We start from the raw sequence: 24,341 nt of genomic DNA, 5'->3' as shown, positions 1-24,341 counted from the left end.
TGAACGGACGGCCCGGGTGGATCGGCGCACGCACCGGGTGTTGCTGGTGGAACGGACGGCCCGGGTGGATCGGCGCACGCACCGGGTGCTGCCGGCGGTGCGGGCAGTACGCCGTACGAGGCGACGCGGGGCGCTGACGACGAGCCGGAGACGAGTGAGCTGCCACGGGCGAGCCAGGCGGCGGCCGACGAGTACGAACGCCTGCAGGCCGAGGCCCGCGCAGTGCTAGAGGCCCAGTCCCAGCCCGTAAGCCCCCGCCGCACCCCGGCTCCCCACCAGCCGACCCCACCACAACAGCCCCACCAAGACCACCCATCCCAGCCCTCGCCCCAACAGCACCCCGACCAGCAGCCGTCGGACCTCCAGGCCGGGGACCGGCAGGCGTCGGATCTCCAGGCCGGGGACCGGCAGGCGTCGGATCTCCAGGCCGGGGACGGGCCGGCCACGGACCCGCAGGCCAAGGGTTGGCGGGCCGCCGATCTGCAGGCCTCGGACCAGCAGCCTTCCGGCCCGCAAACCGCGGGCGAGCAGGCCGTCGGCCAGTCGGCCGCGGAGCGGCAGGAGTCCGGGCGGCAGGGTGGTCAAGCCGGGGATGGGCCGTCGGGTGCGGAGTCGGCTGGGCTGACGCCGGCGCAGCGGTACGACCAGCTCGTCCACAACCAGCGCCCCCCGGCTCAGTCGTGGCCTCAGCAGTCGGGGCCCTCCGCACCTGCTCAGCCGACGGATGCCGAGCAGGCAGGCGCGCACTGGACGGCACAACCAGCGCCTCACCAAGGGCAGGGTGGAGCAACGCAGCCGACGGAGCAGCCCTCGCAGCAGCCCCTGCAGCAGTCCACCCCCGAGCACACGCCCCAAGAGCAGCCGACGGAACAGCGCCTGCAGCAGTCGGCCCCCGAGCACGTACCCCACGAGCAGCCGACCCACGAGCAGCCGACCCACGAGCAGGCGGCCCTGCAGCAGCCGACCCGCGGGCAGGCAGCCTCGCAGCAGCCGACCCGCGAGCAGGCGGCCCTGCAGCAGCCGACCCGCGAGCAGGCAGCCTCGCAGCAGCCGACCCGCGAGCAGGCAGCCCCGCAGCAGGCGGCCAACGGGCAGGCCGCTGCCCCGGAGCAGTCGGCGCCCGGGCAAGCAGCCCCGCAGCAGGCAGTGCACGAGCAGGTAGCGCCGGAGCAGGCAGTGCACGAGCAGGTAGCGCCGGAGCAGGCAGTGCACGAGCAGGTAGCGCCGGAGCAGGTGGGCCACGGGCAGGCGGGGGCTGGGGCGGGTGATGGTGTGGCTGGGGACGAAGAAGGGTGGCGGTTCTGGCCGCCGGCTGGGGAAGGTGCTTACCAGCGGCCCAGCTGATCGGTGAAGTCGATCGGGCTTGGGTCGGCGTCACCGGGAAGCCGCGGTCGGGGAGTGCGGTGCGTACTTCTGTCGGTGGTGTCGGGTTGACTGGTCGCATGGTCATCACACACTGGGATCCGTCGCGCGAGTGCGCGCCGAGTGGGTCCGGTAGCGCGTTCATCCGGGCCGAGGACGTCGTACGGTCGGTTTGTGGGGTCCGGGGATGACGGTGATCGGCCCGGACGGGCAGCCGCGGTGTGGGTGGGCTACTTCGGCGCCGGAGTACGTCGAGTATCACGACACCGAGTGGGGCAAGGAGATCCGCGACGACATCGGCCTGTTCGAGCGGATGACGCTCGAGGGGTTCCAGTCGGGCCTGTCGTGGATCACGATCCTGCGGAAGCGGGAGAACTTCCGCTCCGCGTTCGCCCGGTTCGATCCGGAGACGGTCGCGAAGTTCGGGGACGCGGATTTCGAGCGGCTGATGGCCGACCCGGGGATCGTCCGCAACCGGCTGAAGATCAACGCGACGATCTCGAACGCCCGTGCGCTGCTCGACCTGGCCGACGGTGAGTTCACCGAGCTGCTCTGGTCGTTCCGGCCGGCCGAGCACCAGGCGCCGAAGACGCTCGCCGACGTTCCGGCGACCACACCGGAGTCCGTGGCCATGTCGAAGGCCCTCAAGAAGAAGGGTTTCGTGTTCGTCGGACCCACCACGGCGTACGCGTTGATGCAGGCCACCGGCATCGTGAACGACCATCTGACCACCTGTATAGCCCGGTAATCTGCGTGCACGTGCAGAAGCCTTTTGCATCTGCAAAAGGGATTTTGGCGGAAACCGAAGACAAACGGCTGAACGAGTTGTGCTCCGGCCACTGAACGTGATGAGGTGTTCAGCGGGCTCCCCGACTGTCAGGTGGTTGTCCGGCCGTGACTCGCCCGGCCGGAACGCGGTCGTGGGGCCCACCAAACGTTTTACGGCAGCTTGTTCGTGCCGTCCGAGGTGAAGGCGGTCCGGAACACGTCGGTTCCGGTCAGCCCGCTCAGCTGAGTGCCGGCGGAGGTCGTGGTGAGGTAGAGATTCGCTTCGGCGTAAGCATCTGCCGCGTCGTCCTCCGCCGTGCCGAACTGTCGCGTCCACGCACGCGTGCGATCCGGTGCGTACTTCGCCAGCACACCGTCGAACTTGCCCAGTGGTGCGACCAACGATCCGTCCGTGAACCCGCCGACATAGACAGCGCCGCCGGCATCCACCGCGACTGCCGCGCCCTTGTCGTTCCCGGTCGTTCCGAACTGGTCCCGCCACGTCAGTACGCCGTCCGCGTCGGCGCGAGCAACCACGATGTCCTTGTCGCCGTTCAACGGCCCCGCGAAATCGCCCGCGGTATAGCCCGCCAGATAGACGCCGCCCGCCGGATCGGCCGCCATACCCCACACCTCATCGGACGCCGACGTGCCGAACTGCTTCGTCCACACCGCATCGCCTCCGGACGAGTAGCGCGCGACAAATCCGTCGACGCCGCCTGCCGGCGTACCGAGTTGGCCGGCCGTCATCCCGGCCAGGTAGACCGAGCCGCCCGACACCGCGACCGCCATCCCCTTGTCCTCGCCCGCGCTCCCGGCCTGCCGCAACCAGACCTGCTTCCCGTCGGCGTCGAGCCGCGCGACGAACACGTCCTTGTCGCCCTGGTTCGCGCCGCCCAGCGCACCCTTTGTGTACCCGCCGACGTACACCGCGGTCCCGTCGACAGCCACCGAGTAGCTCCGATCCGCCACCCCCGGTACGCCGAACTGCGTCAGCCACCGCCGATTCCCGTCGGCGTCGTACTGCGCCACGAACGCGTCGTCGGTCGTGTTCCCCGGATGCGCACCGTCCAGGTCGCCGTTCGTGTACCCGGTCACCACGACACGCCCGTCCGCATCCACCGCGACGCCGTACGCGCGGTCGGTCCCGCTCGTGCCCAGCGACCGCGTCCACGCGCGCGAGCCGTCGGCACCGAACTTCACCAGCGCGACATCCGTCCCGCCCGCGGACGGCTGCCCGTCCAGCGCACCGGCCGCGGCGACCGCCTGGTAAATGTTGCCTGAGGCATCGGTTGCGATCCCGCCGGCGCGGTCGTCGCCCGCCGTACCGGTGATCGCGGCCTGCATCGGTGTCGCGGGCGGCCTGCCGAGGTACTGGAAGATGTACTTCGCGCCGTCGGCGAACGTCGGGCCCCACACGTCCCAGTCGTGCCCGCCGTCGACGACCCGGAACTCCGATGTCAGCGTCGGTACCCGCGACGCCTGGTTGAACACCACGTGCGCCTCGAAGTCGAGGTCGTGCGTGGCGTCGATCGGCTTCGGGTTCTTGTACTCGTCGTCGCCGACCGCGATGTAGAGGTGCGACCGCAGCCCGGTCGCGGCGAACGACTTCAGCGCGGCCGGCCAGTTCAGCTTCAGGTACGTCGCCTCCACGAACGGGTCCTTGCCCTTGCCGAAGGCACCGAACTCGCGGGTGCTCGAATCGCCCGGCGGCAGCGGGACGTACACCGCCGGGCTGAGCGCGATCGCCGCGCCGAACAGGTCGGGGTGCGCGAGCGAGTACCGCAGCGCGCCGGCGCCGCCCATCGAGTACCCGGCGATCGCCCGTCCGGTGCGGTCCGCGATCGTGCGGTACGTCGCGTCGACGTGCGGCACGAGATCCTTGAGCAACGCTGTCTCGACCGGCCGGCCCGGGTCGGCGCCCGTGTAGGCCGAGTCGACGTACCAGCTCGCCCGGCTGCTCCACGGCGCGTCCGGCATGATCGCGATCGTCGGCGGGATCTCGCCGCTGCCGATCAACTCGTCCAGCCGGCTCTTCACCTGCGTCCAGGCACTCATCGAGTCGCCGCGGCCGTGCAGCAGGAAGATCACCGGGTACCGCTGCGCCGACGCGTCGTACCCGGCCGGCAGGTAGACGTTGTAGTTGATGTCCTCGCCGAGCGTCGCCGACCGCACGGCCGCCGGCGCGACGGTGCCGGGCTGGGCGGCGGCCGGCGCCGCGGTGGAGCCGGGTACGACGAGACTTCCGACCAGCGTGGCGGCGGTCAGAACAGGCAGCAGCAGTTTCCTCACAGGTCAGGTTGTAATCGCTTACGTAAACGATTACAAGACCTGGAGGCTCAGCGGCCGGTGAAGGTCGGCTTCTGCTTCGCGACGAAGGCGTCGACGGCGTTGCGGTGGTCGTCGGTGGCGCCGGTGAGCTGCATCCTGGTCGCTTCGAAGGCGATCGACTCGGCCAGCGTGTGGCTCGCCGAGTAGCCGATGGACTGGCGGACAGCACCGTAGGCGACGGTCGGCCCGACCGCGAGCTTCCCGGCCAACTCGGCGACCGCGCTGTCCAGGTCCGCGGCCGGGACGACCGAGCTGGCCAGTCCGAGGTCGAGGGCCTCGGCCGCCGGGATGGTGCGCGGGAAGTACAGCAGTTCGAGCGCCTTCGCCTGGCCGATCAGGCGCGGCAGCGTCCAGGAGATGCCGGTGTCGCACGACAGCGCGATGCCCGCGAACGCGACGTTGAAGCCCGCGGTGTCGGCCACGATCCGGAAGTCGCACGCGAACGCCATCGACGCGCCGGCGCCGGCCGCGACGCCGTTGACCGCCGCGATCACCGGCTTCGGCATCTCGGCGAGCGCCAGCGCGATCGGCGCGTAGTGGTCCGGCACCGTGCTCCACAGCGCGGCCTGGTCGTCGGCCCGCAGCAGCCCGATGTGCTCCTTCAGGTCCTGCCCGACGCAGAACGCCCGTCCGGTCCCGGTCAGCACGACGACCCGCACGGCCGGGTCGTCGGCGGCGGCCTGGATCGTGTCGCGGAGCAGGACCTTCGTCGGCGTGTCGAGCGCGTTCATCGCGTCCGGCCGGTTGAGGGTGACGGTCGCGACACCTTCGGCGACGGCGTACGTGACGGGATCACTCATCGTGGTCAGCTCCTTGACGGTCAGTGAGATTCAGCGGAGATTTTCAGTGCTGGGTCAGACAGTTGTCGACGAAACGCCCGGCCGCGGGGCTCAGTCGTTCGGCGTGGAAATCGAAGAACGCGGCGGCCTTCGTCCCGGCCCAGCCGGCCGGCAGCAGCTCGTCCGGAAGTCCCGGATCCCGGAACAGGAACTTGCGCCATTCGTGCACCAGTTCGGACCGTACGGCGAACGCTTGCTCGTCGCCGGTCTCGGTGCCGGCGGCGTCCACGAGCGCCTTCGCGTCGATCAGCCAGGCCTCGTACGACGCGCCGAGTTCGTCGAGTTTCCAGACCCTTCGGGCGAACGCGGGAGCGCCGCTGTCGACGGGGGCGCGGAACCGGTCCGCGGCGATACCTTCCATCGCGAGGATCTGGTCGACCTCGGCGTCGTTGCGCAGCCCGACCCAGGCGCCGTCGGACAGCGGAGCCCAACCCAGGAAGGAAAGTTGGCCCGCCAGTTGGTCGCGGCGCCGGGCGTTCGGGACCTCGCGCAGGATGCCCAGGTGCCAGTGCCGGTCCCAGTCGCCCGGGCCCTCGGAACCGGCCGCCACCGGCGTGCCGTCCGGCGCGGTCCGGTAGATCCGGGCGGCCGCGTCGTCGAGGCGGCGACGCGCCCGGGCGGACAGTGCGTACCCGGGCTGGCCGTCGATCCGGGCAGGCTCCAGCCAGCCCTGCCGGACCATCCTGGAGACAGCTGTCCGGACCGCGGGCGGATGGACCCCGAGCGGCGCGAGCAGCCGGACGAGAGCGGCGACCGGGGCCTGCGCACCTCGCGCGCGCAGGTGGTCGCCGTACAGGTCGAAGAGGGCTGAACGGGCGTGCACAAGACTCGAGTCTGCCGTATGGTGCACGGCTCTGGCCCGGGATCGGGAATAATGGGGCCTGATACACACTGCGATACGCGCCGACGGCGCATCACCGCAACGGCGCCGGCGACGGAACGTCTGCGCGGTGTCGTCGCTCAACACCGACACTGGGAAGGGGTGCGCGCATGGCGGCGATGAAGCCGCGGACGGGCGATGGTCCGCTCGAGGTCACCAAGGAGGGCCGCGGGATCGTGATGCGGGTTCCGCTCGAGGGCGGCGGCCGGCTCGTCGTCGAGCTCAATGCCGAAGAGGCGACCGAGCTCGGGAACGCACTGAAGGCCGTCGTCGGCTGATCACATCCTCCGGGGGTGACCTTCGCCCCTGCCTTTCACCGACCCCGGTGGGTGCCGCTCTTTTCGGCACCGGCCGGGGTCGTTACGGTTTGCTCTGCCCTATTTGTTCGCCCTGTCTGATCAAACAGTGAGGTTCGACCCAGTGGCTCGCCGCAGCAGCTCGTCTCCTTTTCCCAGTCTCCCGGTCGTCGCCTGGCAGCCCGGTCTGCCGGTGCACGGGTCGTCGACCTGGGTGATCGTCGTCGGTGCCGAGGACGGGCTGCCGGCGGCCGCGAAGGAGGCGGGGGAGCGGCTCGGCGTCGACCTCGACCGGTTGCTCGAGGTGCAGCGCGACACCGGGTTCAGCCCGTCGGCCGGCGCCACCGCGGCGTACCCGCTGCTGACCGGAGACGTCACCGAGATCCTGCTGGTCGGGGCCGGTGACGTGAGCGCCAAGGCCCTGCGACACGCCGGGGCGGCGGTGGCGCGGTTCGGCCGCGGCAAGGACGAACTCACCACTGTTGTTGCCGAAGGCATCGACGATGCGAGGCTGCAGGCGTTCGCCGAGGGCGTGGTGCTCGGCTCGTTCTCGTACACGCAGAAGACGGTCGACACGGGCAAGCCCGCGGTCGGCACGGTGACGCTGACCGACGGGTCGGCCGCCGAGCGGCAGCCGGTGCTCGACCGCGGTGCCGTGATCGGGCGCACCGGCTGGCTGGCCCGGCAGCTCGCGATCACCCCGTCGAACGAGAAGGACCCGGCCTGGCTGGCGGCGCGCGCGACCGAGGTGGCCGCCGCGACCGGTCTCGAGGTGACGGTCTGGGACGAGAAGAAGCTCGCCGCCGACGGTTTCGGCGGCATCCTCGCGGTCGGTCAGGGCTCGAGCCGGCCGCCGCGGTTCGTCCGGCTCGACTACACACCGGCAGGCGCGACCAAGAAGACGCCGTACGTCGTGCTCGTCGGCAAGGGCATCACCTACGACACCGGCGGCCTGTCGCTGAAGCCGCGCGAGGGCATGGTGTCGATGAAGCGCGACATGACCGGCGGCGGCTCGGTGATCGCGACGATGTCCGCGCTGCGCGACCTCGGCGCGAACGTCCGGGTGACCGGCCTGGTCTGCGCCGCGGAGAACATGCCGTCGGGTTCGGCGTACCGTCCGGACGACGTGATCCGGCACTTCGGCGGCCGCACGACCGAGGTGAAGAACACCGACGCCGAGGGCCGCCTGGTGCTCGCCGACGGGCTCGCGTACGCCGTCCAGGAGCTGAAGCCCGACGTCCTCGTCGACATCGCCACGCTGACCGGCGCGATCAAGGTGTCGCTCGGCGCGATGCTGTACGGCGGCATGTTCGCGACCGACGACGCGCTCGCCGACAACCTCGCCGACGCCGGCCGGGTGTCCGGCGAGGAGCTGTGGCGGATGCCGCTGCCGGCCGAGTACGAGGAGCTGATCTCGACGCCGATCGCCGACTCGGTGAACAGCTCGAAGGGCCCGGGCTCGATCACGGCGGCGCTGTTCCTGAAGGCGTTCGCGGGCGACGTCCCGTGGGCGCACCTCGACCTGTCGTCGATCGCCGAGTCCCCGTCCGACCGCTTCGAGTACTCCGCCGGCGCGACCGGCGCCGGCGCCCGCCTGCTCAGCACCTGGCTGGCCTCCGGCACGCCGACGTCCGGTATCGGCTGATCGGTGCTTGCGGCAACTATCTGAACCGGTCCCGGAGGAACTCCACGACGCGGTCGCGGGCCGGGCGCGCTTGCGGGACCAGGCCGGGCATGCTGATGAACGCGTGGCCGGCCTTCGGGTGCTCGCTGACCGCGACCTCGGTGCCGGCCTCCCGCAGGCGTTCGGCGTAGACGCGGCCGTGGTCCGCGACCGGGTCGAGCGCCGGGATCACCACGAGGGTCGGCGGCAATCCGCCCAGGTGGTCGGCGTACAGCGGTGACAGCGGACGCGGATCGGTCCCCTCCGGTACGGCGAGGCGCCGGAAGAACTCGAGCCCCTCGCGGGTGAGGGTCGGCGTGTCGGGGTACTGCGCCACCGAGTCGTAGTCGAGCGCGGTCGAGGTCACGTCGACGCACGGGTTGACCAGCACCTGCGCGCGGAGCGACAGTCCCGCGTCACGGGCCCGCAGCGCGGACAGCGCGGCAACCATCGAGCCCGCGCTCTCGCCGGCGACCGCGACGCGGGTCGGGTCGATTCCCCAGTCGGAGGCGTGCTGGAACACGTGCCGCAGCACGTCCCAGCCGTCGTCGACCATCGCTGTCAGCGGGGTCTCGTGGTCCATCAGCCGGTGCTCGACGGAGATGACCACGGCGGACGCCCGCGCGGCGACGTTGCTGTTGATCCAGTCGCACTGCACCGCGGTGCCCACATAGCCGCCGCCGTGAACGTGCAGGACCAGCGGCAGCCTGCCCGAGTTCTTCGGGCGGTGGACCCGGACCCGGATCGTGCGGTCGGCGAGCCGGACCTGCTGCCAGTTGATCGTCACGCCGCTGTGCGGGATGCCGGTGAGCAGCCGCGCGAAGCGGGAGTTGACGATCCGGCTCGCGACTTCGCCGAAGGCGGCGAGGTCGGCGGGCGTCATCGACCGGTAGTCGGGCTCCTTGCGGACCGAGTAGACCAGGCGGACGCCGAGTGGTGCCCGCTGCGCGGGTGGGGTCAGGGTGGCGGATCTGTGCATCGGGCACCGTCCTCGCGGTTTCGCTACGACTAGTATCGATACTGAAGGTAGCATAACTCGATAGGGTGGGCCCATGGCTCCCAGCGCCCGGCCGCCCGGCCGGCCCCGTTCGAGTGTCGACGCGGAGGTGTTCGCGGCGACGCTGACGACGATCCACGAGCTCGGGTACACCCGGGCCACGGTCGACCGGATCGCGGCGGCGGCCGGGATCGCGAAGACGACGATCTACCGGCGGTGGCCGTCCAAGGGCGCGCTGGTCACCGCGTGCCTGGTCGATGCCTTCGGCCCGCTTCCGCCGGCCGGCCGGGACCGCGAGCAGGACCTGGCCGCGGCGGTCCGCTTCGGGGCACGCCGGATCGCCGAGCCGGGGATCGCGGCGGCGTTCGCCGGCGTGTTCACCGACGCGATCGGCGATCCGGAGCTGCGCCAGATCCTGTCCACCCAGCTGCAGGACCCGTACCGCCAGGTGCTGACCGAGTCACTCGGGTTGTCCGAGCAGCGCGTGCTGTTCTTCATCGACGTCGTGATCGGCACGCTGCTGCACCGCATGGGTATGACCGGCGAGCCGATGGTCGAGTCCGACGTCGAGGCCCTGATCGCGATGCTCCAGCGCGAACTCCGCTAGCGCGCGCCCCGGTCTACCGTGGACGTCATGGAGAGTACGAACGCCTTGGGCGACTACCTCCGGGCCCGGCGCGAACAGGTGCGGCCCGAGGACGTCGGCATCCGGAGCATCGGCGTGCGCCGCGTCCCCGGGCTGCGGCGCGAGGAGGTCGCGCTGCTCGCGGGCATCAGCTCGGACTACTACCTCCGCCTGGAGCAGGGCCGGGACCGCAACCCGTCGGTGCAGGTCCTCGAGGCGATCGCAGGCGTCCTGCGCCTGGACGCGGACGCCACGGCGTACCTCCTCGGGCTCGCCCAGGAGCGCTCCGCCCCGAGGCCACGGCCCCGGGGCGAGGAGGCGCCGGAGAGCATCGTCGAGCTGATCAGCGGGTGGCCGAACAACCCGGCGTACGTGCAGAACAAGTACACCGACGTCCTCGCGGTCAACGCGCTCTGCACGGCGCTCTCACCGAACTACGCCGTCGGCGTGAACCTGCTCTCCGCCGTCCTGCTCGACCCCCGCGAGCAGGACCTGCGCCGGGACTGGGACGAGCTGACCGAGGAGGGCGTCGGCGCCCTGCGCTCCGAGCTCGGCCCGAACGTCGACGACGCCCGGCTGACGGAGTTGGTGGGCGAGCTGTCGGTCCGCAGCGAGCGGTTCCGGCAGCTGTGGGCCCGCCACGAGGTGCGGCCGCGGCGTGGCCGGCTGAGCAAGCTGACCCACCCGGAGGTCGGCGACCTCGACCTCCGGTCGGACAAGCTGACGATCGGCGGCACCGACAACGTCACGCTGGTCGTCTTCCACGCCGTGCCCGGATCCCGAGACGAGGAGTCGCTCGCCCTGCTGGGCAGCCTGGTCGCACCGCGCGAAGAGCCGAGCGTCAGGCCCAGCGAGCATAGGCCCGAATGATCTCCGGGTACGCCGTGAACGCCGTCCCGACATGGTCGACGGCACCCATCGAGTGCACCGTCACATGCGCGCCGCGCGAACGCAGGGAGGTCGCGCACACGTCGGCGTTCGCGGCCACCACGTCGGTGTCCTTCGTCCCGCTGTAGAGGTGGACCGGGACCCGCGGCGTCCAGTCCTGGCAGATCCGGTCGGCCTTCCGCAGCGCCTGCAGGAACCGGCCGGTGGGGTGCTGCAGCCGCGCGGCGAACTCCGGCGTGAACAGCTTCTCCGGCGAGTCCGGCAGCCCGGCCACGATCTCCGCGTCGGAGTGCGTCCCGTCGAACAGGCCCTCGACCGTCTCCGCGTAGGGCGCCCGGAACGCGGTGCGCGGGTCTTCGTACAGCCCGACGGTCCGGTTCCACGCGGTCACGAAGTACGCGAGGTAGTACGTCGCGGTCGGCGGCAGGACGCGACCGTCGAACGCGGCCGGCAGTTCCGTGCCGCGCAGGTCGTACGGCCCGGCGACGGCGCGGATCCCACCGAGGCGGAACGGCCCGACCTCCCCGCGGCTCAGGGCGCGGCCGAAGCCGATCGAGGCCCGGCCGCCCTGCGAGAACCCCGTCACCAGCACGTCATGCTTCAGCGCCACGCCGTGCCGGGCGGCGAACGTCCGCGCGGCGAGCAGCAGGTCGGCCGAGGCCGAGGTCTCGGTCTTGGTGTCGACGTACGGATGCGGGCCCGGCCCTGATCCGAGGCCCAGGTAGTCCGGCGCGACGCCGACCAGCCCCTGGCCGGCGAACAACGCCGTCACCAGCCGGTCCGTCGAGGTGTCGTCGGCGGACGCGACGTCCGCCTTGCCCGCGAGCGTGCCGTGCAGGTACTCCACGACGGTCAGCGCACCGCGCCGGCCGTCCGGCAGCACGACGATGCCGCTGGCCGTCGTCGGTCGCCCGTCGTGATCGACCGTTCGGTAGATCACCCGGTACGCCGTGACGTCGTACGACGCCCGCGGCGCGCCGGGGAAGTCGGCCGCCGCCGCGTCGAGCTGGGCCGCCGTCAGGTGAGCGATCGGGGTCGCCGAGACGACCGCACCGCGCAGACCCAGGACTGTCGAGTGGGCGGGCCGGCTCGTGGCCGGCAGGCTCACGGCGCCGTAGGCGGACAGCGGGAACGCGAGCAGCGCAGCGGTCGCGAGCGTGGCGGCGACAGGTTTCGTCAGGCGAGAAGTCATGGCTCAACCCAACCGCCGCCGGCCGGCTCACAGAATGGTGCGAAGCCCCGGACCCCGGGTGGGGTTTCCCCTACCCGAGCAGGTTCGAGTACAGCTCGACGGTGCGTTGCGCGACGGCGTCCCAGCCGAATTGCGAGACCGCGCGGTCCCGGCCGGCCTTGCCCATCGCCGACGCCCGGGACGGATCGTCGACCAGGGCGTTGATGCCGTCCGCCAGGCCGCGCTCGAAGGTGTCGGTGTCGTTCTCGTCGTACGGCACCAGGATGCCGGTCACGCCGTCGTCGACGACCTCGGGGATACCGCCGACCGCGCTCGCGACGACCGCGGTCTCGCAGGCCATCGCCTCCAGGTTGACGATGCCGAGCGGCTCGTAGATCGACGGGCAGCAGAACGCCAGCGCGTGCGTCAGCACCTGCCGGACCTCTTCGCGCGGCAGCATCTCGGAGACCACGAACACGCCGTCGCGGGCGGTCCGCAGATCCTCGATCAGCGCGTCGGTCTCGGCCTTCAGCTCGGCCGTGTCGGCCGCGCCGGCCAGCAGGACGAGCTGCACGGACGGGTCCAGCCGCAGGCCCGCGCGGAGCAGGTGCGGCACGCCCTTCTGCCGGGTGATCCGGCCGACGAACGTCACGTACGGCCGGCTCAGGTCGACGCCGAGCCGCTCCAGCACGTGCGTCGACGGATCCGGGCGGTAGAAGTCCGCGTCGATCCCGTTCGAGATCACGTGCACCTTGGCCGGGTCGATCGACGGGTAGCAGTCGAGGACGTCGGTCCGCATCCCGCGGCTCACCGCGACCACTGCGTCGGCGGCCTCGTACGCGGTCCGTTCGGCCCAGCTCGACAGCCGGTAGCCGCCGCCCAGCTGCTCGGCCTTCCACGGCCGGCGCGGCTCGAGCGAGTGCGCGGTGACGACGTGCGGTACGTCGTACAGCAGCTTGGCCCAGTGGCCCGCCATGTTCGCGTACCAGGTGTGTGAGTGCACGAGCTGTGAGCCGCCGACCGCGGCGGTCATGGTCAGGTCGGTGGACAGGATGCGCAGCGCCGCGTTCGCGTTCGGGATCCGCGGGTCGTCCTCGGAGTGCGCGGTCGCGCCCTGCCGGGGCTCGCCCATGCAGTGCACGTCGACGTCGACCAGCCGGTGCAGTTCGCGGACCAGGAAGTCCACGTGCACCCCCGCCCCGCCGTACACGTCCGGAGGAAACTCACGCGTCAGAATGGCGACCTTCATAAGCTCCGACCATAGGTCATCAGACGAGGTGTGTCGGCACCCAGAAGCGCAGCTTTCCGTGTCGTTCGTCTTCCAGTTCGCCACCAGCTGCCTCGATCACCTTGCGCGACGCGGTGTTGTCCAGGTCGCAGGTGACCAGGGCCGGGTCGATGCCGAGCCCGGCGGCGAGCGGGAGGGACTGGGCGAGCATCTGGGTGGCGTGCCCGTTGCGGCGGGCCGACGGGCGGACGAAATACCCGATGTGACCGCCGACCTCGACCAGCGCCGGGGTCAGCTCGTGCCGGATCGAGAGCCGGCCGAGGAACTCGACGCCGTCGACGAACCACAGCACGGTCTGGTGCACGAACCCGGCCGGCAGCACCGTCGCCGGATCGGCCTCGGCCCGGATCGACTCCACCATCCGGTGGAACTCGTCCGGGTCGGCGGCCTGCTCCCGGGTCCACTCGACGTCGTCGGCGAGCGACCGGGTGCCGAGCCAGCGCTCATGATCCGGGCCGAGCTCGTCCCAGGCCGCGAGGAACGAGCGGTGAACGGCGACGGACGGAACGATGAGGATCGGCATCCTCACAGTGTCGCGACGCGCGCAAACGCTTATGTACCGAAGCATCGAGAGCTAAGGTGCGGACATGGCAAAGGCGCCCAGTGTTCTCGGAATCGTGCTGGCCGGTGGCGAGGGGAAGCGGTTGATGCCGCTGACGGCGGACCGGGCCAAACCGGCCGTGCCGTTCGGCGGCAGTTATCGCCTGATCGACTTCGTGCTGTCGAATTTGGTCAACGCCGGCTATCGAAATCTCTGTGTGCTGACCCAGTACAAGTCGCACTCGCTCGACCGGCACGTGACGCTGACCTGGCGGATGTCGACGTTCCTCGGCAACTACGTGACGTGTGTCCCGGCCCAGCAGCGGCTCGGCCCGCAGTGGTACCAGGGCAGCGCGGACGCGATCTACCAGTCGATGAACCTGATCAACGACGCGGACCCGGAGTACATCGTGGTCTTCGGCGCCGACCACGTGTACCGGATGGACGCCTCGCAGATGGTCGCCGCGCACATCGAGCGCGGGAACGGCGTGACCGTGGCCGGGATCCGGGTGCCGCGCGTCGAGGCGACCGAGTTCGGCGTCATCAAGACCGGCGCGGACGGTCAGGTGATCGAGGAGTTCCTGGAGAAACCGGCCGACCCGCCGGGGCTGCCGGACTCGCCGGACGAGACGTTCGCGTCGATGGGCAACTACGTGTTCACCCGGGACGTGCTGGTCGAGGCGCTGCGCAAGGACGCCGCGAACCCGGCGTCGCGGCACGACATGGGCGGCGACATCGTCCCGATGCTCGTTGCCGAGGGCAAGGCGGGCGTCTACGACTTCAAGGACAACGACGTACCGGGCGCCCTGGACCGGGACCGTTCGTACTGGCGCGACGTCGGCTCGCTGGACTCCTACCACGAGGCCCACATGGACCTGGTGTCGATCCAGCCGGTGTTCAACCTGTACAACCACGACTGGCCGATCTTCACCTCGCACCCGCAGCTGCCGGGGGCGAAGTTCACCGACAACGCGACCGTCGGCGAGTCGATCGTCTGCCAGGGCTCGATCGTCTCCGGCGCGCATGTGGACCACTCGGTGCTCGGGTCGAACGTGATCGTCAGCGCCGGCGCCGACATCCAGCGCTCGGTGATCATGGACAACTGCAAGATCGGCAAGAACGTCGTGCTGAAGAACGTGATCCTGGACAAGAACGTCATCGTCCCGGACGGCACCGAGATCGGCGTCGACCAGGACTACGACCGGGAACGCGGGTTCACCGTCTCCAAGGGCGGCGTGACGGTGCTCGGCAAGGGGCAGGTCATCGAGCCCCCGAAGGCCACGACCGCCGATGACGCCGATCACGCCGCCGACGAGGTCGCCGAGGCGTGAGCACCGAGGCCGAGGCGCTGCAGCTCGATGCCGCGGATCCCGGGCACCGGGAGCTCTTCGACGTACCGCCGGCGCAGGGCGGTGACTACCCCGAGGTGGCGTACTTCGCCGGCAACTCGTTGGGGCTGCGGCCGAAGGCGACCCGGGCCGAGCTGCTCGAGGATCTCGACTCGTGGGCCGCGCTCGGGGTCGAAGGGCATCGCGACGCCGGCCGGCCCTGGTTGCCGTACCACGAGCTCCTGACGGGTCCGGCGGCGCGGCTGGTCGGCGCGTTGCCGAGCGAGACGGTCGTGATGAACACGCTGACCGTCAACCTGCACCTGTTGATGGTGTCGTTCTACCGGCCGACGCACTCGCGGCACCGGATCGTGATCGAGGACTCGGCGTTCCCCTCCGACAGTTACGCCGTCCGGTCGCAGGTCCGCTTCCACGGGTACGACCCGGAGGACGCGGTGGTCCGGTTGCGCCCGCGGCCGGGGGAGAACAGCCTGCGGACGGCCGATGTCGTCGAGCAGCTCGGCGGCGACGTGGCGCTCGTCCTCCTGGGCGGCGTGAACTACCTGACCGGTGAGCTGATGGACATCCCGATGATCACCAAGGCCGGTCACGCGGCCGGTGCGGTGGTCGGGTGGGACCTCGCGCACGCGGCCGGGAACGTGCCGCTGGCGTTGCACGACTGGGACGTGGACTTCGCGGCCTGGTGCTCGTACAAGTACCTGAACTCCGGACCGGGCGCGATCGCCGGTGCGTTCGTGCACGAGCGGCATCTCGGCGGGGACCTGCCGCGGTTCGAGGGCTGGTGGAGCACGGAGGCGAAGACGCGGTTCGAGATGACGCCGGAGTCGCGACCGCCGGCGACCGCGGACGCGTGGCAGGTGTCCAACCCGCCGATCTTCGCGATGGGCCCGGTGCGGACGTCGCTGGAGATCTTCGACCGGATCGGTATCGAGGTGCTGCGGGAGCGGAGCGTGCGGTTGACGGCGTACCTGGACAGACAGCTCGCCGGCGTGGCCGAGGTCATCACGCCGACGGACCCGGCGCGCCGCGGGGCGCAGCTGTCGTTGCGGGTCGGCGGCGGTGCCGGGGGGCTGTCACGGCGGCTGCGGTTCGAGTACGGCGTGATCGCGGACTCGCGCGAGCCCGATGTCCTGCGGCTCGCGCCGGTGCCGTTGTACTCGACGTACCACGACTGCTGGCGGGCGGCGACGGCGTTGGCCGAGGTGATGGCATGAAGATTGCGATCGTGGGGGCCGGGCTGACCGGGTCGCTGCTGGCGTGTTTCCTGGCGCGGCGCGGGCTGACCGTGACGCTGTACGAGCGCCGGCCGGATCCCCGGGTCGCGCAGGTCGAGCGCGGCCGGTCGATCAACCTGGCCATCTCCGAGCGCGGCCTGGACGCGTTGCGGCGGATCGGCCTGGTCGACCAGGTGATGGCGGACGCGCTGCCGATGAAGGGCCGGATGATCCACCCGGTGACGGGGCCGCTGGACTTCCAGGCGTACTCGGCGTCGGGGGACCGGGCGATCAACTCGATCAGCCGGGGCGCGCTGAACAATGCCCTGCTCTCGGCCGCGGCTGCCGCCGACGGCGTGACGGTCGAGTTCGAGCACCGGCTGGTGGAGCTCGATTCGGCCGCCGGGCAGCTGGTGTTCGCGACACCGTCCGGGAAGGTCTCGGTGACGGCCGACGTGGTGCTCGGCGCCGACGGCGCGGGCTCCGCGGTCCGCGAGCAACTGCTTGCCGAAGGCATCGTCGCGGAGGACGTGGACTTCCTCGACTACGGGTACAAGGAGTTGTCGATCCCCGCTGCGCGCGGTGAGTTCGCGCTGGATCCCGGGGCCCTGCACATCTGGCCGCGCGGCACGTCGATGATGATCGCGCTGCCGAACCCGGACCGCTCGTTCACGTGCACGCTGTTCTGGCCGGCCGGGTCGTTCGACGCGCTGACGACGGCGGACGGGATCTCGGCGCACTTCCGTGAGCACTACCCGGATCTGTTGCCACTGGCGCCGGAGCTGGTCGACGACTACCTGAACAACCCCGTCGGCGTCCTCGGCACCGTGCACACGCTGCCGTGGCAGGCTCACGGGCGGACGGCGTTGCTCGGCGACGCGGCGCACGCGATCGTCCCCTTCTACGGCCAGGGCGCGAACTGCGCGTTCGAGGACGTCGTCGAGCTGGACCGCTGCCTCGACGACACGGGCGGCTCGTGGGCGCGGGCGCTGCCGCTGTTCGAGACGCGACGCCGGGAGAACACCGAGGCGATCGCGGAGATGGCCCTGGCCAACTTCGTCGAGATGCGCGACAAGGTCGCCTCCCCGGTGTTCAGGCTGCAGAAGCAGGTGGAGCACGCCCTCGAGCGGATGCTCCCCGGCCGCTACGTCTCCCGCTACGAGCTGGTCTCCTTCTCGACCACGCCGTACGCCGAGGTCCGGCGCCGGGTCCGCCGCCAGCACCAGCTCCTCGGTGCCGGGGCGGTCGCGCTCGGCGGCGTACTGCTCGGGCTGGTTCGGAGGCGACTGCGGTGAGCTTGTGGACGCCTGAGTTGCTGACCGGACAGCCCGCGGGTGTCGGGGTGCTGCGGCACTTCGTCGGCGGCGCGTTCGTGGAGAGCGCCTCGCGGTTCGCGAAGGCCTCGCCGGTGACGGGGGAGCAGATCTTCGACGTGTGCGAGGCCGACGCCTCGACCGTGGACGCGGCGGTGGACGCGGCTCGTGCGGCGTTGCGCGGTCCGTGGGGGCGGATGAGCGAGCAGGAGCGGGCCGTCGTACTGCGGCGCGTGGCGGACGGGCTCGAGCGGCGGTTCGAGGACCTGGTGGCGGCCGAGGTCGGTGACACCGGCAAGTCGATCAGCCAGGCGCGGACGCTGGACATCCCGCGCGGTGCGGCGAACTTCCGCGCGTTCGCGGACTTCGCGACGACCGTGCCGACCGAGTCGTACGCGACGACGCTCCCCGACGGGCGACGGGCGTTGAACTATGCCGTCCGCAAACCGGTCGGTGTCGTCGCCATCGTCGTCCCGTGGAATCTTCCGCTGCTGCTGCTCACCTGGAAGGTCGCGCCGGCGCTTGCCTGCGGCAACGCGGTGATCGTGAAGCCGTCCGAGGAGACGCCGTCGTCGGCGACCGTGCTCGCCGAGGTGATGGCGGAGGCCGGCGTCCCAGACGGTGTCTTCAACCTGGTGCACGGCTTCGGCCCGTCGTCGGCGGGGGAGTACCTGACCCGGCACCCGGGCGTGGACGCGATCACGTTCACGGGCGAGTCCGCCACCGGTACGGCGATCGCGAAGGTCGCGGCGGACCGGGTCAAGGCGGTGTCCTTCGAGCTCGGCGGGAAGAACGCGGGCCTGGTGTTCGCGGACGCCGACCTGGACGCGGCCGTCGAGGGATCGGTCCGCTCGGTGTTCACCAACGGCGGGCAGGTGTGCCTGTGCACCGAGCGCCTGTACGTCGAACGCCCGGTCTTCGAGCAGTTCACGTCACGGCTGGCTCGGCGGGCGGAGGAGTTGACGTACGGCTGGCCGGCCGACGAGAACACGATGAACATGCCGCTGATCTCCAAACAGCACCGCGACAAGGTCCTCTCGTACTACGACCTCGCCCGGGCCGAAGGCGCCGACGTCCTGGCCGGTGGCGGCGTACCGACCTTCGGCGACGCCCGCGACGGCGGCTGCTACGTCCAGCCGACCGTGGTGACCGGACTGCCGGCCGACGCTCGGACCAATCGTGAAGAGGTGTTCGGGCCGATCTGCCACATCGCGCCGTTCGACACCGAAGAGGAAGCCTTCGCCCTCGCCAACGACAGCGACTACGGACTGGCGGCGACCGTCTGGACCCGCGACGTCGGCCGGGCCCATCGCGCCGGTGCGGCCCTGGACGTCGGCCTCTGCTGGGTGAACACCTGGTTCCTCCGCGACCTGCGCACGCCGTTCGGCGGGGTGAAGCTGTCCGGCGTCGGACGCGAGGGCGGGCGGCACTCGGTGGACTTCTACACCGAGACCACGAACGTCTGCGTGGAGCTGTCATGACCGTCGTGCCCGGGAAGGCCACGCCGCGGGGCCGCTTCCCGCATGTGAAGGTGCAGAACGGTTTCGCGTTCGTTTCGGGGACGTCGAGCCGGCGGCCGGACAACTCGATCGCCGGGGCCTCGGTCGACTCGCTCGGGACCGTGTCGCTGGACATCCGCGAGCAGACCCGGGCGGTGCTGGAGAACATCCGCGACATCCTGACGGCGGTGGGGGCGGGACTCGAGGATCTCGTCAGCGTCACGACGTACCTGGTGTCGATGAACGACTTCGGGGGGTACAACGAGGTGTACGCCGAATTCTTCGACGACTCCGGGCCGGCCCGGACGACCGTCGCAGTGCATCAGCTGCCGCATCCCCAGCTGCTGATCGAAATCCAGGCCGTAGCGGCGATCCCGCACGAGGAGGAGTGACACATGGTCAACCTGGAGTCGACGAACTTTCCGCAGTGGATCGAGGAGAACAAGCATCTGCTGAAGCCGCCGGTCGGCAACAAGCAGATGTTCCCGACCGGGGACGACTTCATCACGATGGTGGTCGGCGGCCCGAACCAGCGCACCGACTTCCACGTCGACCCGTACGAGGAGTTCTTCTACCAGATCTCCGGCGAGCTCAAGGTGAACGTGATGACCGACGACGGCCCGGCGACCGTCGCGGTGAACGCCGGTGAGATGTGGGTGCTGCCGCGGAACATGCCGCACTCGCCGCAGCGCGGGCCGAACTCGATCGGCCTGGTGATCGAGCGGGTCCGCGAGCCGGGGGTGCTGGAGAAGTTCCGCTGGTACTGCGGCAACTGCAACGGGATCGTCCACGAGGTCGAGCTCCAGGTCACCGACATCGTCGCGGACCTGCCACCGGTCTTCACCGCGTTCTACGACAGCGAGGAAGCCCGGACCTGCCCGAACTGCGGCACGGTGCACCCGGGTAAATGACCGTCGACGTCCACACCCACCTGGTACCGCACGGCTGGCCGGACCTCGCGGCCGCGTGCGGCGGGGACGGGTGGCCGTGGTTGCGGATCGACTCCGAGCGGGCCGCGATGATCATGGTCGGCTCGACCGAGTTCCGCCCGATCGGCCCGCAGGCCTGGGATCCGGCCGTCCGGCGGGCCGACATGGATGCCGACGGCATCGATCTTCAGGTGGTGTCGCCGACGCCGGTGTTCTTCGGGTACGAGCGGCCCGCGGCGCAGGCCGTGAAGCTGGCCCGGATCTTCAACGACCTCACCCTGGAGACGCTGGCCGGCGACGACCGGTTCGTGCCGTTCTGCCAGGTGCCGCTGCAGGACCCGGACCTGGCCTGCGCCGAGCTGGACCGCTGCCGGGCGGCCGGTCACGCGGGCGTGGAGATCGGCAACCACGTCGACGACAAGGATCTCGACGACGCCGGCATTGTTGCCTTCCTCAACCATTGCGCGGAGACCGGTACGCCGGTGCTGGTGCATCCGTGGGACATGCCGGGCGGCCCGCGGCTGGACCGCTGGATGGCGCGCTGGCTGACCGGCATGCCCGCCGAGACCCACCTGTCGTTGCTGGCGATGATCCTGGGCGGGGCGTTCGACCGGTTGCCGCCGTCGCTGCGGATCTGTTTCGCCCACGGGGGCGGCAGTTTCGCGTTCTGGCTGGGCCGGCTGGAGAACGCCTGGCACCGGCGCGGCGATGTCGTCCGTGGTTGCTCCGAGCATCCACCGTCGGCGTACCTGGACCGGATCCTGGTCGACACGGTGGTGTTCGAATCAGCGCCTTTGCGGCTCCTTGTCGATACCTTGGGGGAAGACCGCGTTCTGGTCGGCAGTGACTATCCCTATCCACTGGGTGAGCGGCCGGTCGGGGAGGTGGTACGGAAGGCCGGCTTCCTGACCGCGGAACAGCAGCAGATGTTGCTGACGTCGAACGCCCTGCGTTATCTCGGGAGGTCTGAATGAGTGAGGACCGATCGGTACTGTCGCGGAAGGCGCCGGAGCCGGACGAGGAACTGCGGTACGGCGACCACGCGGACCAGGTGATCGACTCCTGGCACGCGAAGGAGTACCGGCCGCTGCTGGTGTTCCTGCACGGCGGCTTCTGGCGGCCGGAATACGACCGGGTGCACGCCCGCTCACTGGGCGCGGCACTGTCCGACCTGGGATGGCCGGTCGTCTCGGTGGAGTACCGCCGCGAGCCCGGCAACCCCGACACCACCACGGCCGACATCCGCACGGCGCTGGACGCGCTACCCGATCTGGTGGACGTCCACGCGGGCTACGTGCTGATGGGCCACTCCGCAGGCGGCCAACTGGCGCTGTGGGCCGCCTCCACGCTCAACCCGGTCCGGCTGCGCGCTGTCGTCGCACTGGCGCCCGTGGCCGACCTGCTGATGGCCGACCAGCGCATGATCGGCGACAGCGCAGTCCAAGCGTTCATCGGCGGCGGCGTCCGGAACGACCTGGACCCGGTCCACCTCCCGGCCTCGATCGCCCCTGTGACCCTGATCCACGGCACGAACGACACCGTCGTCCCCATCGCCATCACCGAGTCCTACTTCGCCGCCCACCCCACAGCCCATTTCCACCGCGTCGACCACTGCGGCCACTACGAACTGATAGACCCCCAGTCCGACCCCTGGCACGACGTAACCACCGAACTGACCCGCCTGACGAGCTGACAGTCATTCCAGATCGGGGATGCGCCGCCAGACTGCGCCGCGCCCCGTTCCTTCGGGACTGACCTTCTGCTCGTTCTTCAGCTCCTCCAGGACGAGCCGGATGGTCTGATCGCTGATTCCCGGCAGGGCCGTGCGGACGTCTGCCAGGCGGAAGACCGGGGCCGCATGCTTCAGCACGTGTGCGCGAACCCGGTCCTGCTTCGTTCCTCCACTCCTGTCTGCGGCAGCCCGGCGGGCAAAGACCTGGTACGCCGACGCCAGGACGTCCACGAAGTACGACAACCACGGCCAGGGATCCGCCTTGTCGTCGTGCCAATCATCGGTGGAACGCAGGAGAGCCGCGTAGTACTCGTCGGCAGAGTCGGCGATGAGCTGTTCGAGAGAGACCCATCGGCAGACCTCGTAGCCGCCGTCGATCAGCAGCGCGTTCGTCAGCGCACGGGCGACTCGGCCGTTCCCGTCGGCGAACGGATGGATGACGAGCAGGTCCAGTACGAACAGACCGACGAGGAGGACCGGATGATGTCTTCCGTAGGCCTGCGCATCCCGGTACCGGGCGATGAGGTCGGTCAGGTAGTCGGCGGTCCGCGCTGCTGGGACAGGCACGAACCTGACCGTTGTACTGCCGTCCGGTGAACGATCGACGACCAGGTTGTCATCTGTCTTGAGCTGTCCTCCTGGGTACGCCGTCTCGGACCAGAGCAACCGGTGGAGATGCAGCAGAAGACCGATGTTCAGCGGGTGCCAGTCTTCCTGGAACAGATAGTCGAGCGCCTTGCGGTAGCCGGCCAGTTCCTGCTCGCTCCGGTTCCGGAGCACCCCGGCCTTGCCTTCGATGATGCGCTCGGCCCGCGCGGCGTCGGGTACGACAACACCTTCGATGGCCGACGACGCGGTGATGCTCTGGATACGCGCGCGGTTGGCGAGCTCGGTCAACAGAGCCGGCAACTGATGCCGGTACAGCGCCTCACTGCTCCCAACCGATGCCGACCAGCAAACGTACTAATCAGGACCGAGATTAGTACGTTTGTAGGTTCTCTTAGTGGGTTCCTGCGCGCTACTTCAGGCGTTTGGCGGCGGTGAGGAGGCCGTCGGAGGTGGGGAGGAGGGCTGAGACCAGGTTGTCGTCGTCGCGGACGGCGCGGATCAGGTCTCGGAGGGCCATGGTGTCGGGGTCGCGGTGGGCGGGGTCGGCGACGCGGCCGGCGGTGAGGACGCCGGCGAAGGCGACGATGCCGCCGGGGCGGAGCAGCCGCAGGGCCTCGTGCAGGTACGCCGTGTTCTCGCGCCGGTCGGCGTCGCAGAAGACCAGGTCGTAGTGACCGTCGGTGAGCCGGGTGACCACGTCCAGCCCGGCGCCGGCGATCAGGCGGAACCGGTTCGACGCGACGCCCGCGTCCAGGAACGTCTTGCGCGCCAGCCGCTGGTTCTCCGCGTCGATGTCGACCGTGGTGAGGGTGCCGTCGGACCGCATGCCGCGCAGCAGCGCGAGCCCGGAGACGCCGGTCCCGGTGCCGATCTCGACGACCGCCTTCGCGCTCACGCCGGCGGCGAGCAGGCTCAGCGCGGCGGCCGCGCCGGGGCCGATCGGGACGACACCGCTGTCCGCGGCGCTCGCCCGCGCACCGGTGACGACTTCGTCCTCACCGGTGTAGTCCTCGGCGTACGCCCAGGACGTCGGGTCGATGCCGGTGGCGATGGCGTCCTCCCAGTGGTCAGCGAAGTGATCTGCGGCTGCGGTACCCATGCTGAACCGAAGCCTAGCGGTTGGAGGTCCGCTTTCCGTGCTGCACGCGCGGAGGCTGCGCACTCTTGCTCATAACCAGCTTGCCCTGATCAGATATGATCGTCTCTAAGAGACGTGACTCACCTGATGAGGGAGGTGCGGAGTGAGCTCAGGCGCGGATGACGTCGATACCGGCTTCCTTGAAGACGGCGAGCTGGCTCTCGTCGGCCTGGGCGTCGGTGACGAGCGTGTCGATCTCGCTGAGCTCGCAGATCCGGGCGAAGGCGCGCTGCCCGAGCTTGGAGGAGTCGGCGACCACGACCACCTTCGCGGCCCGGCTGACGATCAGCTGGTTGATGTTCGCCTCGCCCTCGTGGTGGGCGGTGGCGCCGGTCTCGTCGATCCCGTCGACGCCGATGAAGGCGATGTCCAGGGACAGGTCGGACAGGATCCGGTGCGACAGCGGCCCGATCATCTCGTAGGACTGCGGCCGTGCCACCCCGCCGGTCAGCACCATCTTCACGTGCGGCCGGACGATCAGCTCGTTGGCGATGTTCAACGCGTTCGTGACGAGGGTGAAGGCCGGCTCGCCGTGCTCCGCGGACAGCTCCGGCCGGGTGGCCAGCGTCCGCGCCACCTCGGAGATCGTGGTGCCGCCGTTCATGCCGATCACCATGCCGCGGCGCACCAGCGTGGCTGCCGCCTGCGCGATCCGCTGCTTCTCGGACGCGAAACGCGCAGTCTTGTAGCGCAGCGGCAGGTCGTACGACACCGCGTTGGCGACCGCGCCGCCGCGGGTCCGGGTGAGGAGTTGCTGCTTGCCGAGATGGTCCAGATCACGCCTGATCGTGGCCGCGGACACGTGCAACTGCTCGGCGAGCTCGTCGACGTCGATGGCGCCCTTCTCGGCGAGCGACTCGAGCAAGGTGTTGAGGCGTTCATAACGCTTCACCCGGGGCTCCTCCTTCAC

General features: G+C 70.3%; 24 protein-coding genes. 13 read left to right on the top strand and 11 right to left on the bottom strand.

Going from position 1 to position 24,341, the window contains the following annotated elements; all coding sequences use genetic code 11:
- Nucleotides 1–225: 225 nt before the first annotated feature.
- Entirely contained in the window at nt 226–1,242 is a 1,017-nt protein-coding gene (locus tag ABZW60_RS14245; protein WP_355476743.1) for a hypothetical protein, read from the bottom strand.
- 307 nt (nt 1,243–1,549) lie between these two features.
- Here ABZW60_RS14245 and ABZW60_RS14240 point away from each other — a divergent pair, with 307 nt between their 5' ends.
- The gene (locus ABZW60_RS14240; protein ID WP_355476742.1) at nt 1,550–2,110 is read left to right on the top strand and encodes a DNA-3-methyladenine glycosylase I; all 561 of its coding nucleotides are present in this window, start codon (nt 1,550–1,552) and stop codon (nt 2,108–2,110) included.
- Between the two features lie 191 nt (nt 2,111–2,301).
- On the opposite strand, the gene ABZW60_RS14235 is transcribed toward ABZW60_RS14240, so the two are convergent.
- The 3 genes from ABZW60_RS14235 to ABZW60_RS14225 are packed head-to-tail and all read right to left on the bottom strand — an operon-like array spanning nt 2,302 to nt 6,123.
- Nucleotides 2,302–4,422: an alpha/beta hydrolase-fold protein gene (locus tag ABZW60_RS14235; RefSeq protein WP_355476740.1), complete on the bottom strand. Its 2,121-nt coding sequence runs from the start codon at nt 4,420–4,422 to the stop codon at nt 2,302–2,304.
- Between the two features lie 47 nt (nt 4,423–4,469).
- The gene (locus tag ABZW60_RS14230; protein WP_355476738.1) at nt 4,470–5,261 is read right to left on the bottom strand and encodes an enoyl-CoA hydratase-related protein; all 792 of its coding nucleotides are present in this window, start codon (nt 5,259–5,261) and stop codon (nt 4,470–4,472) included.
- 43 nt (nt 5,262–5,304) lie between these two features.
- On the bottom strand, nt 5,305–6,123 hold the full coding sequence (locus ABZW60_RS14225; RefSeq protein ID WP_355476736.1) for a PaaX family transcriptional regulator C-terminal domain-containing protein: 819 nt from the start codon (nt 6,121–6,123) through the stop codon (nt 5,305–5,307).
- A 167-nt stretch (nt 6,124–6,290) separates the two neighbouring features.
- On the opposite strand from ABZW60_RS14225, the gene ABZW60_RS14220 reads away from it, so the two are divergent.
- Nucleotides 6,291–6,458, top strand: a complete 168-nt coding sequence (locus tag ABZW60_RS14220; protein WP_355476735.1) for a DUF3117 domain-containing protein — start codon at nt 6,291–6,293, stop codon at nt 6,456–6,458.
- A 142-nt stretch (nt 6,459–6,600) separates the two neighbouring features.
- On the top strand, nt 6,601–8,121 hold the full coding sequence (locus tag ABZW60_RS14215) for a leucyl aminopeptidase family protein (protein WP_355476733.1): 1,521 nt from the start codon (nt 6,601–6,603) through the stop codon (nt 8,119–8,121).
- Between the two features lie 16 nt (nt 8,122–8,137).
- Here ABZW60_RS14215 and ABZW60_RS14210 read toward each other — a convergent pair whose 3' ends face one another.
- A complete protein-coding gene (locus ABZW60_RS14210) occupies nt 8,138–9,118 on the bottom strand; it encodes an alpha/beta hydrolase (RefSeq protein ID WP_355476731.1) in 981 nt (326 codons plus the stop codon).
- Between the two features lie 73 nt (nt 9,119–9,191).
- Between ABZW60_RS14210 and ABZW60_RS14205 the strand changes: the two genes are divergently transcribed.
- Both ABZW60_RS14205 and ABZW60_RS14200 read left to right on the top strand, forming a co-directional pair.
- Nucleotides 9,192–9,743 (top strand): TetR/AcrR family transcriptional regulator, encoded by a 552-nt coding sequence (locus ABZW60_RS14205; RefSeq protein ID WP_355476729.1) that lies wholly within the window; start codon nt 9,192–9,194, stop codon nt 9,741–9,743.
- Nucleotides 9,744–9,770: 27 nt separating this feature from the next.
- Nucleotides 9,771–10,631, top strand: coding sequence for a helix-turn-helix transcriptional regulator (locus tag ABZW60_RS14200; RefSeq protein ID WP_355476727.1), 861 nt, complete (start codon nt 9,771–9,773; stop codon nt 10,629–10,631).
- Here the strand turns inward: ABZW60_RS14200 and ABZW60_RS14195 are convergent.
- The 3 genes from ABZW60_RS14195 to ABZW60_RS14185 all read right to left on the bottom strand — a co-directional run bounded on the left by ABZW60_RS14195 (nt 10,603) and on the right by ABZW60_RS14185 (nt 13,631).
- Complete coding sequence (locus ABZW60_RS14195) at nt 10,603–11,841, bottom strand: hypothetical protein (RefSeq protein ID WP_355476725.1); 1,239 nt, start codon at nt 11,839–11,841, stop codon at nt 10,603–10,605. The two genes, ABZW60_RS14200 and ABZW60_RS14195, sit on opposite strands and share 29 nt — an antisense overlap.
- A gap of 70 nt (nt 11,842–11,911) precedes the next feature.
- Nucleotides 11,912–13,069, bottom strand: coding sequence for a glycogen synthase (glgA, locus tag ABZW60_RS14190; RefSeq protein ID WP_355476723.1), 1,158 nt, complete (start codon nt 13,067–13,069; stop codon nt 11,912–11,914).
- 19 nt (nt 13,070–13,088) lie between these two features.
- Entirely contained in the window at nt 13,089–13,631 is a 543-nt protein-coding gene (locus ABZW60_RS14185; protein WP_355476721.1) for a GNAT family N-acetyltransferase, read from the bottom strand.
- 64 nt (nt 13,632–13,695) lie between these two features.
- Between ABZW60_RS14185 and glgC the strand changes: the two genes are divergently transcribed.
- The 8 genes from glgC to ABZW60_RS14145 are packed head-to-tail and all read left to right on the top strand — an operon-like array spanning nt 13,696 to nt 21,645.
- Nucleotides 13,696–14,979: a glucose-1-phosphate adenylyltransferase gene (gene glgC / locus ABZW60_RS14180; RefSeq protein ID WP_355476720.1), complete on the top strand. Its 1,284-nt coding sequence runs from the start codon at nt 13,696–13,698 to the stop codon at nt 14,977–14,979.
- Nucleotides 14,976–16,211 (top strand): kynureninase, encoded by a 1,236-nt coding sequence (kynU, locus tag ABZW60_RS14175; protein WP_355476718.1) that lies wholly within the window; start codon nt 14,976–14,978, stop codon nt 16,209–16,211. Before glgC ends, kynU begins: the two co-directional genes overlap by 4 nt.
- A complete protein-coding gene (locus tag ABZW60_RS14170) occupies nt 16,208–17,506 on the top strand; it encodes an NAD(P)/FAD-dependent oxidoreductase (RefSeq protein WP_355476716.1) in 1,299 nt (432 codons plus the stop codon). Before kynU ends, ABZW60_RS14170 begins: the two co-directional genes overlap by 4 nt.
- A complete protein-coding gene (locus ABZW60_RS14165; RefSeq protein WP_355476714.1) occupies nt 17,503–19,005 on the top strand; it encodes a 2-hydroxymuconic semialdehyde dehydrogenase in 1,503 nt (500 codons plus the stop codon). Before ABZW60_RS14170 ends, ABZW60_RS14165 begins: the two co-directional genes overlap by 4 nt.
- The gene (locus tag ABZW60_RS14160) at nt 19,002–19,415 is read left to right on the top strand and encodes a RidA family protein (protein WP_355476712.1); all 414 of its coding nucleotides are present in this window, start codon (nt 19,002–19,004) and stop codon (nt 19,413–19,415) included. Before ABZW60_RS14165 ends, ABZW60_RS14160 begins: the two co-directional genes overlap by 4 nt.
- A 3-nt stretch (nt 19,416–19,418) precedes the next feature.
- Nucleotides 19,419–19,934 (top strand): 3-hydroxyanthranilate 3,4-dioxygenase, encoded by a 516-nt coding sequence (locus ABZW60_RS14155; protein WP_355476710.1) that lies wholly within the window; start codon nt 19,419–19,421, stop codon nt 19,932–19,934.
- Complete coding sequence (locus tag ABZW60_RS14150; protein ID WP_355476708.1) at nt 19,931–20,926, top strand: amidohydrolase family protein; 996 nt, start codon at nt 19,931–19,933, stop codon at nt 20,924–20,926. Before ABZW60_RS14155 ends, ABZW60_RS14150 begins: the two co-directional genes overlap by 4 nt.
- Nucleotides 20,923–21,645 carry an alpha/beta hydrolase gene (locus ABZW60_RS14145; RefSeq protein WP_355476706.1) on the top strand — a complete coding sequence of 241 codons (723 nt, stop codon included), beginning with the start codon at nt 20,923–20,925 and terminating at the stop codon, nt 21,643–21,645. The genes ABZW60_RS14150 and ABZW60_RS14145 overlap by 4 nt, the downstream gene beginning before the upstream one ends.
- 3 nt (nt 21,646–21,648) lie before the next feature.
- Here ABZW60_RS14145 and ABZW60_RS14140 read toward each other — a convergent pair whose 3' ends face one another.
- From ABZW60_RS14140 to ABZW60_RS14130, 3 genes are all read right to left on the bottom strand, one after another.
- The gene (locus ABZW60_RS14140) at nt 21,649–22,593 is read right to left on the bottom strand and encodes a Fic family protein (protein WP_355476704.1); all 945 of its coding nucleotides are present in this window, start codon (nt 22,591–22,593) and stop codon (nt 21,649–21,651) included.
- Nucleotides 22,594–22,702: 109 nt separating this feature from the next.
- Nucleotides 22,703–23,392: an O-methyltransferase gene (locus tag ABZW60_RS14135; RefSeq protein WP_355476703.1), complete on the bottom strand. Its 690-nt coding sequence runs from the start codon at nt 23,390–23,392 to the stop codon at nt 22,703–22,705.
- A gap of 148 nt (nt 23,393–23,540) precedes the next feature.
- Nucleotides 23,541–24,323, bottom strand: coding sequence for a DeoR/GlpR family DNA-binding transcription regulator (locus tag ABZW60_RS14130; protein WP_130384025.1), 783 nt, complete (start codon nt 24,321–24,323; stop codon nt 23,541–23,543).
- Nucleotides 24,324–24,341 lie beyond the last annotated feature (18 nt).

Origin of the sequence: Kribbella sp. NPDC003557, assembly GCF_040610805.1 — a bacterium.
Taxonomy (GTDB): Bacteria; Actinomycetota; Actinomycetes; order Propionibacteriales; family Kribbellaceae; genus Kribbella.
The sequence above is the reverse complement of the archived record's forward strand: the minus strand, read 5'-3'. Positions and strand labels throughout refer to the sequence as shown.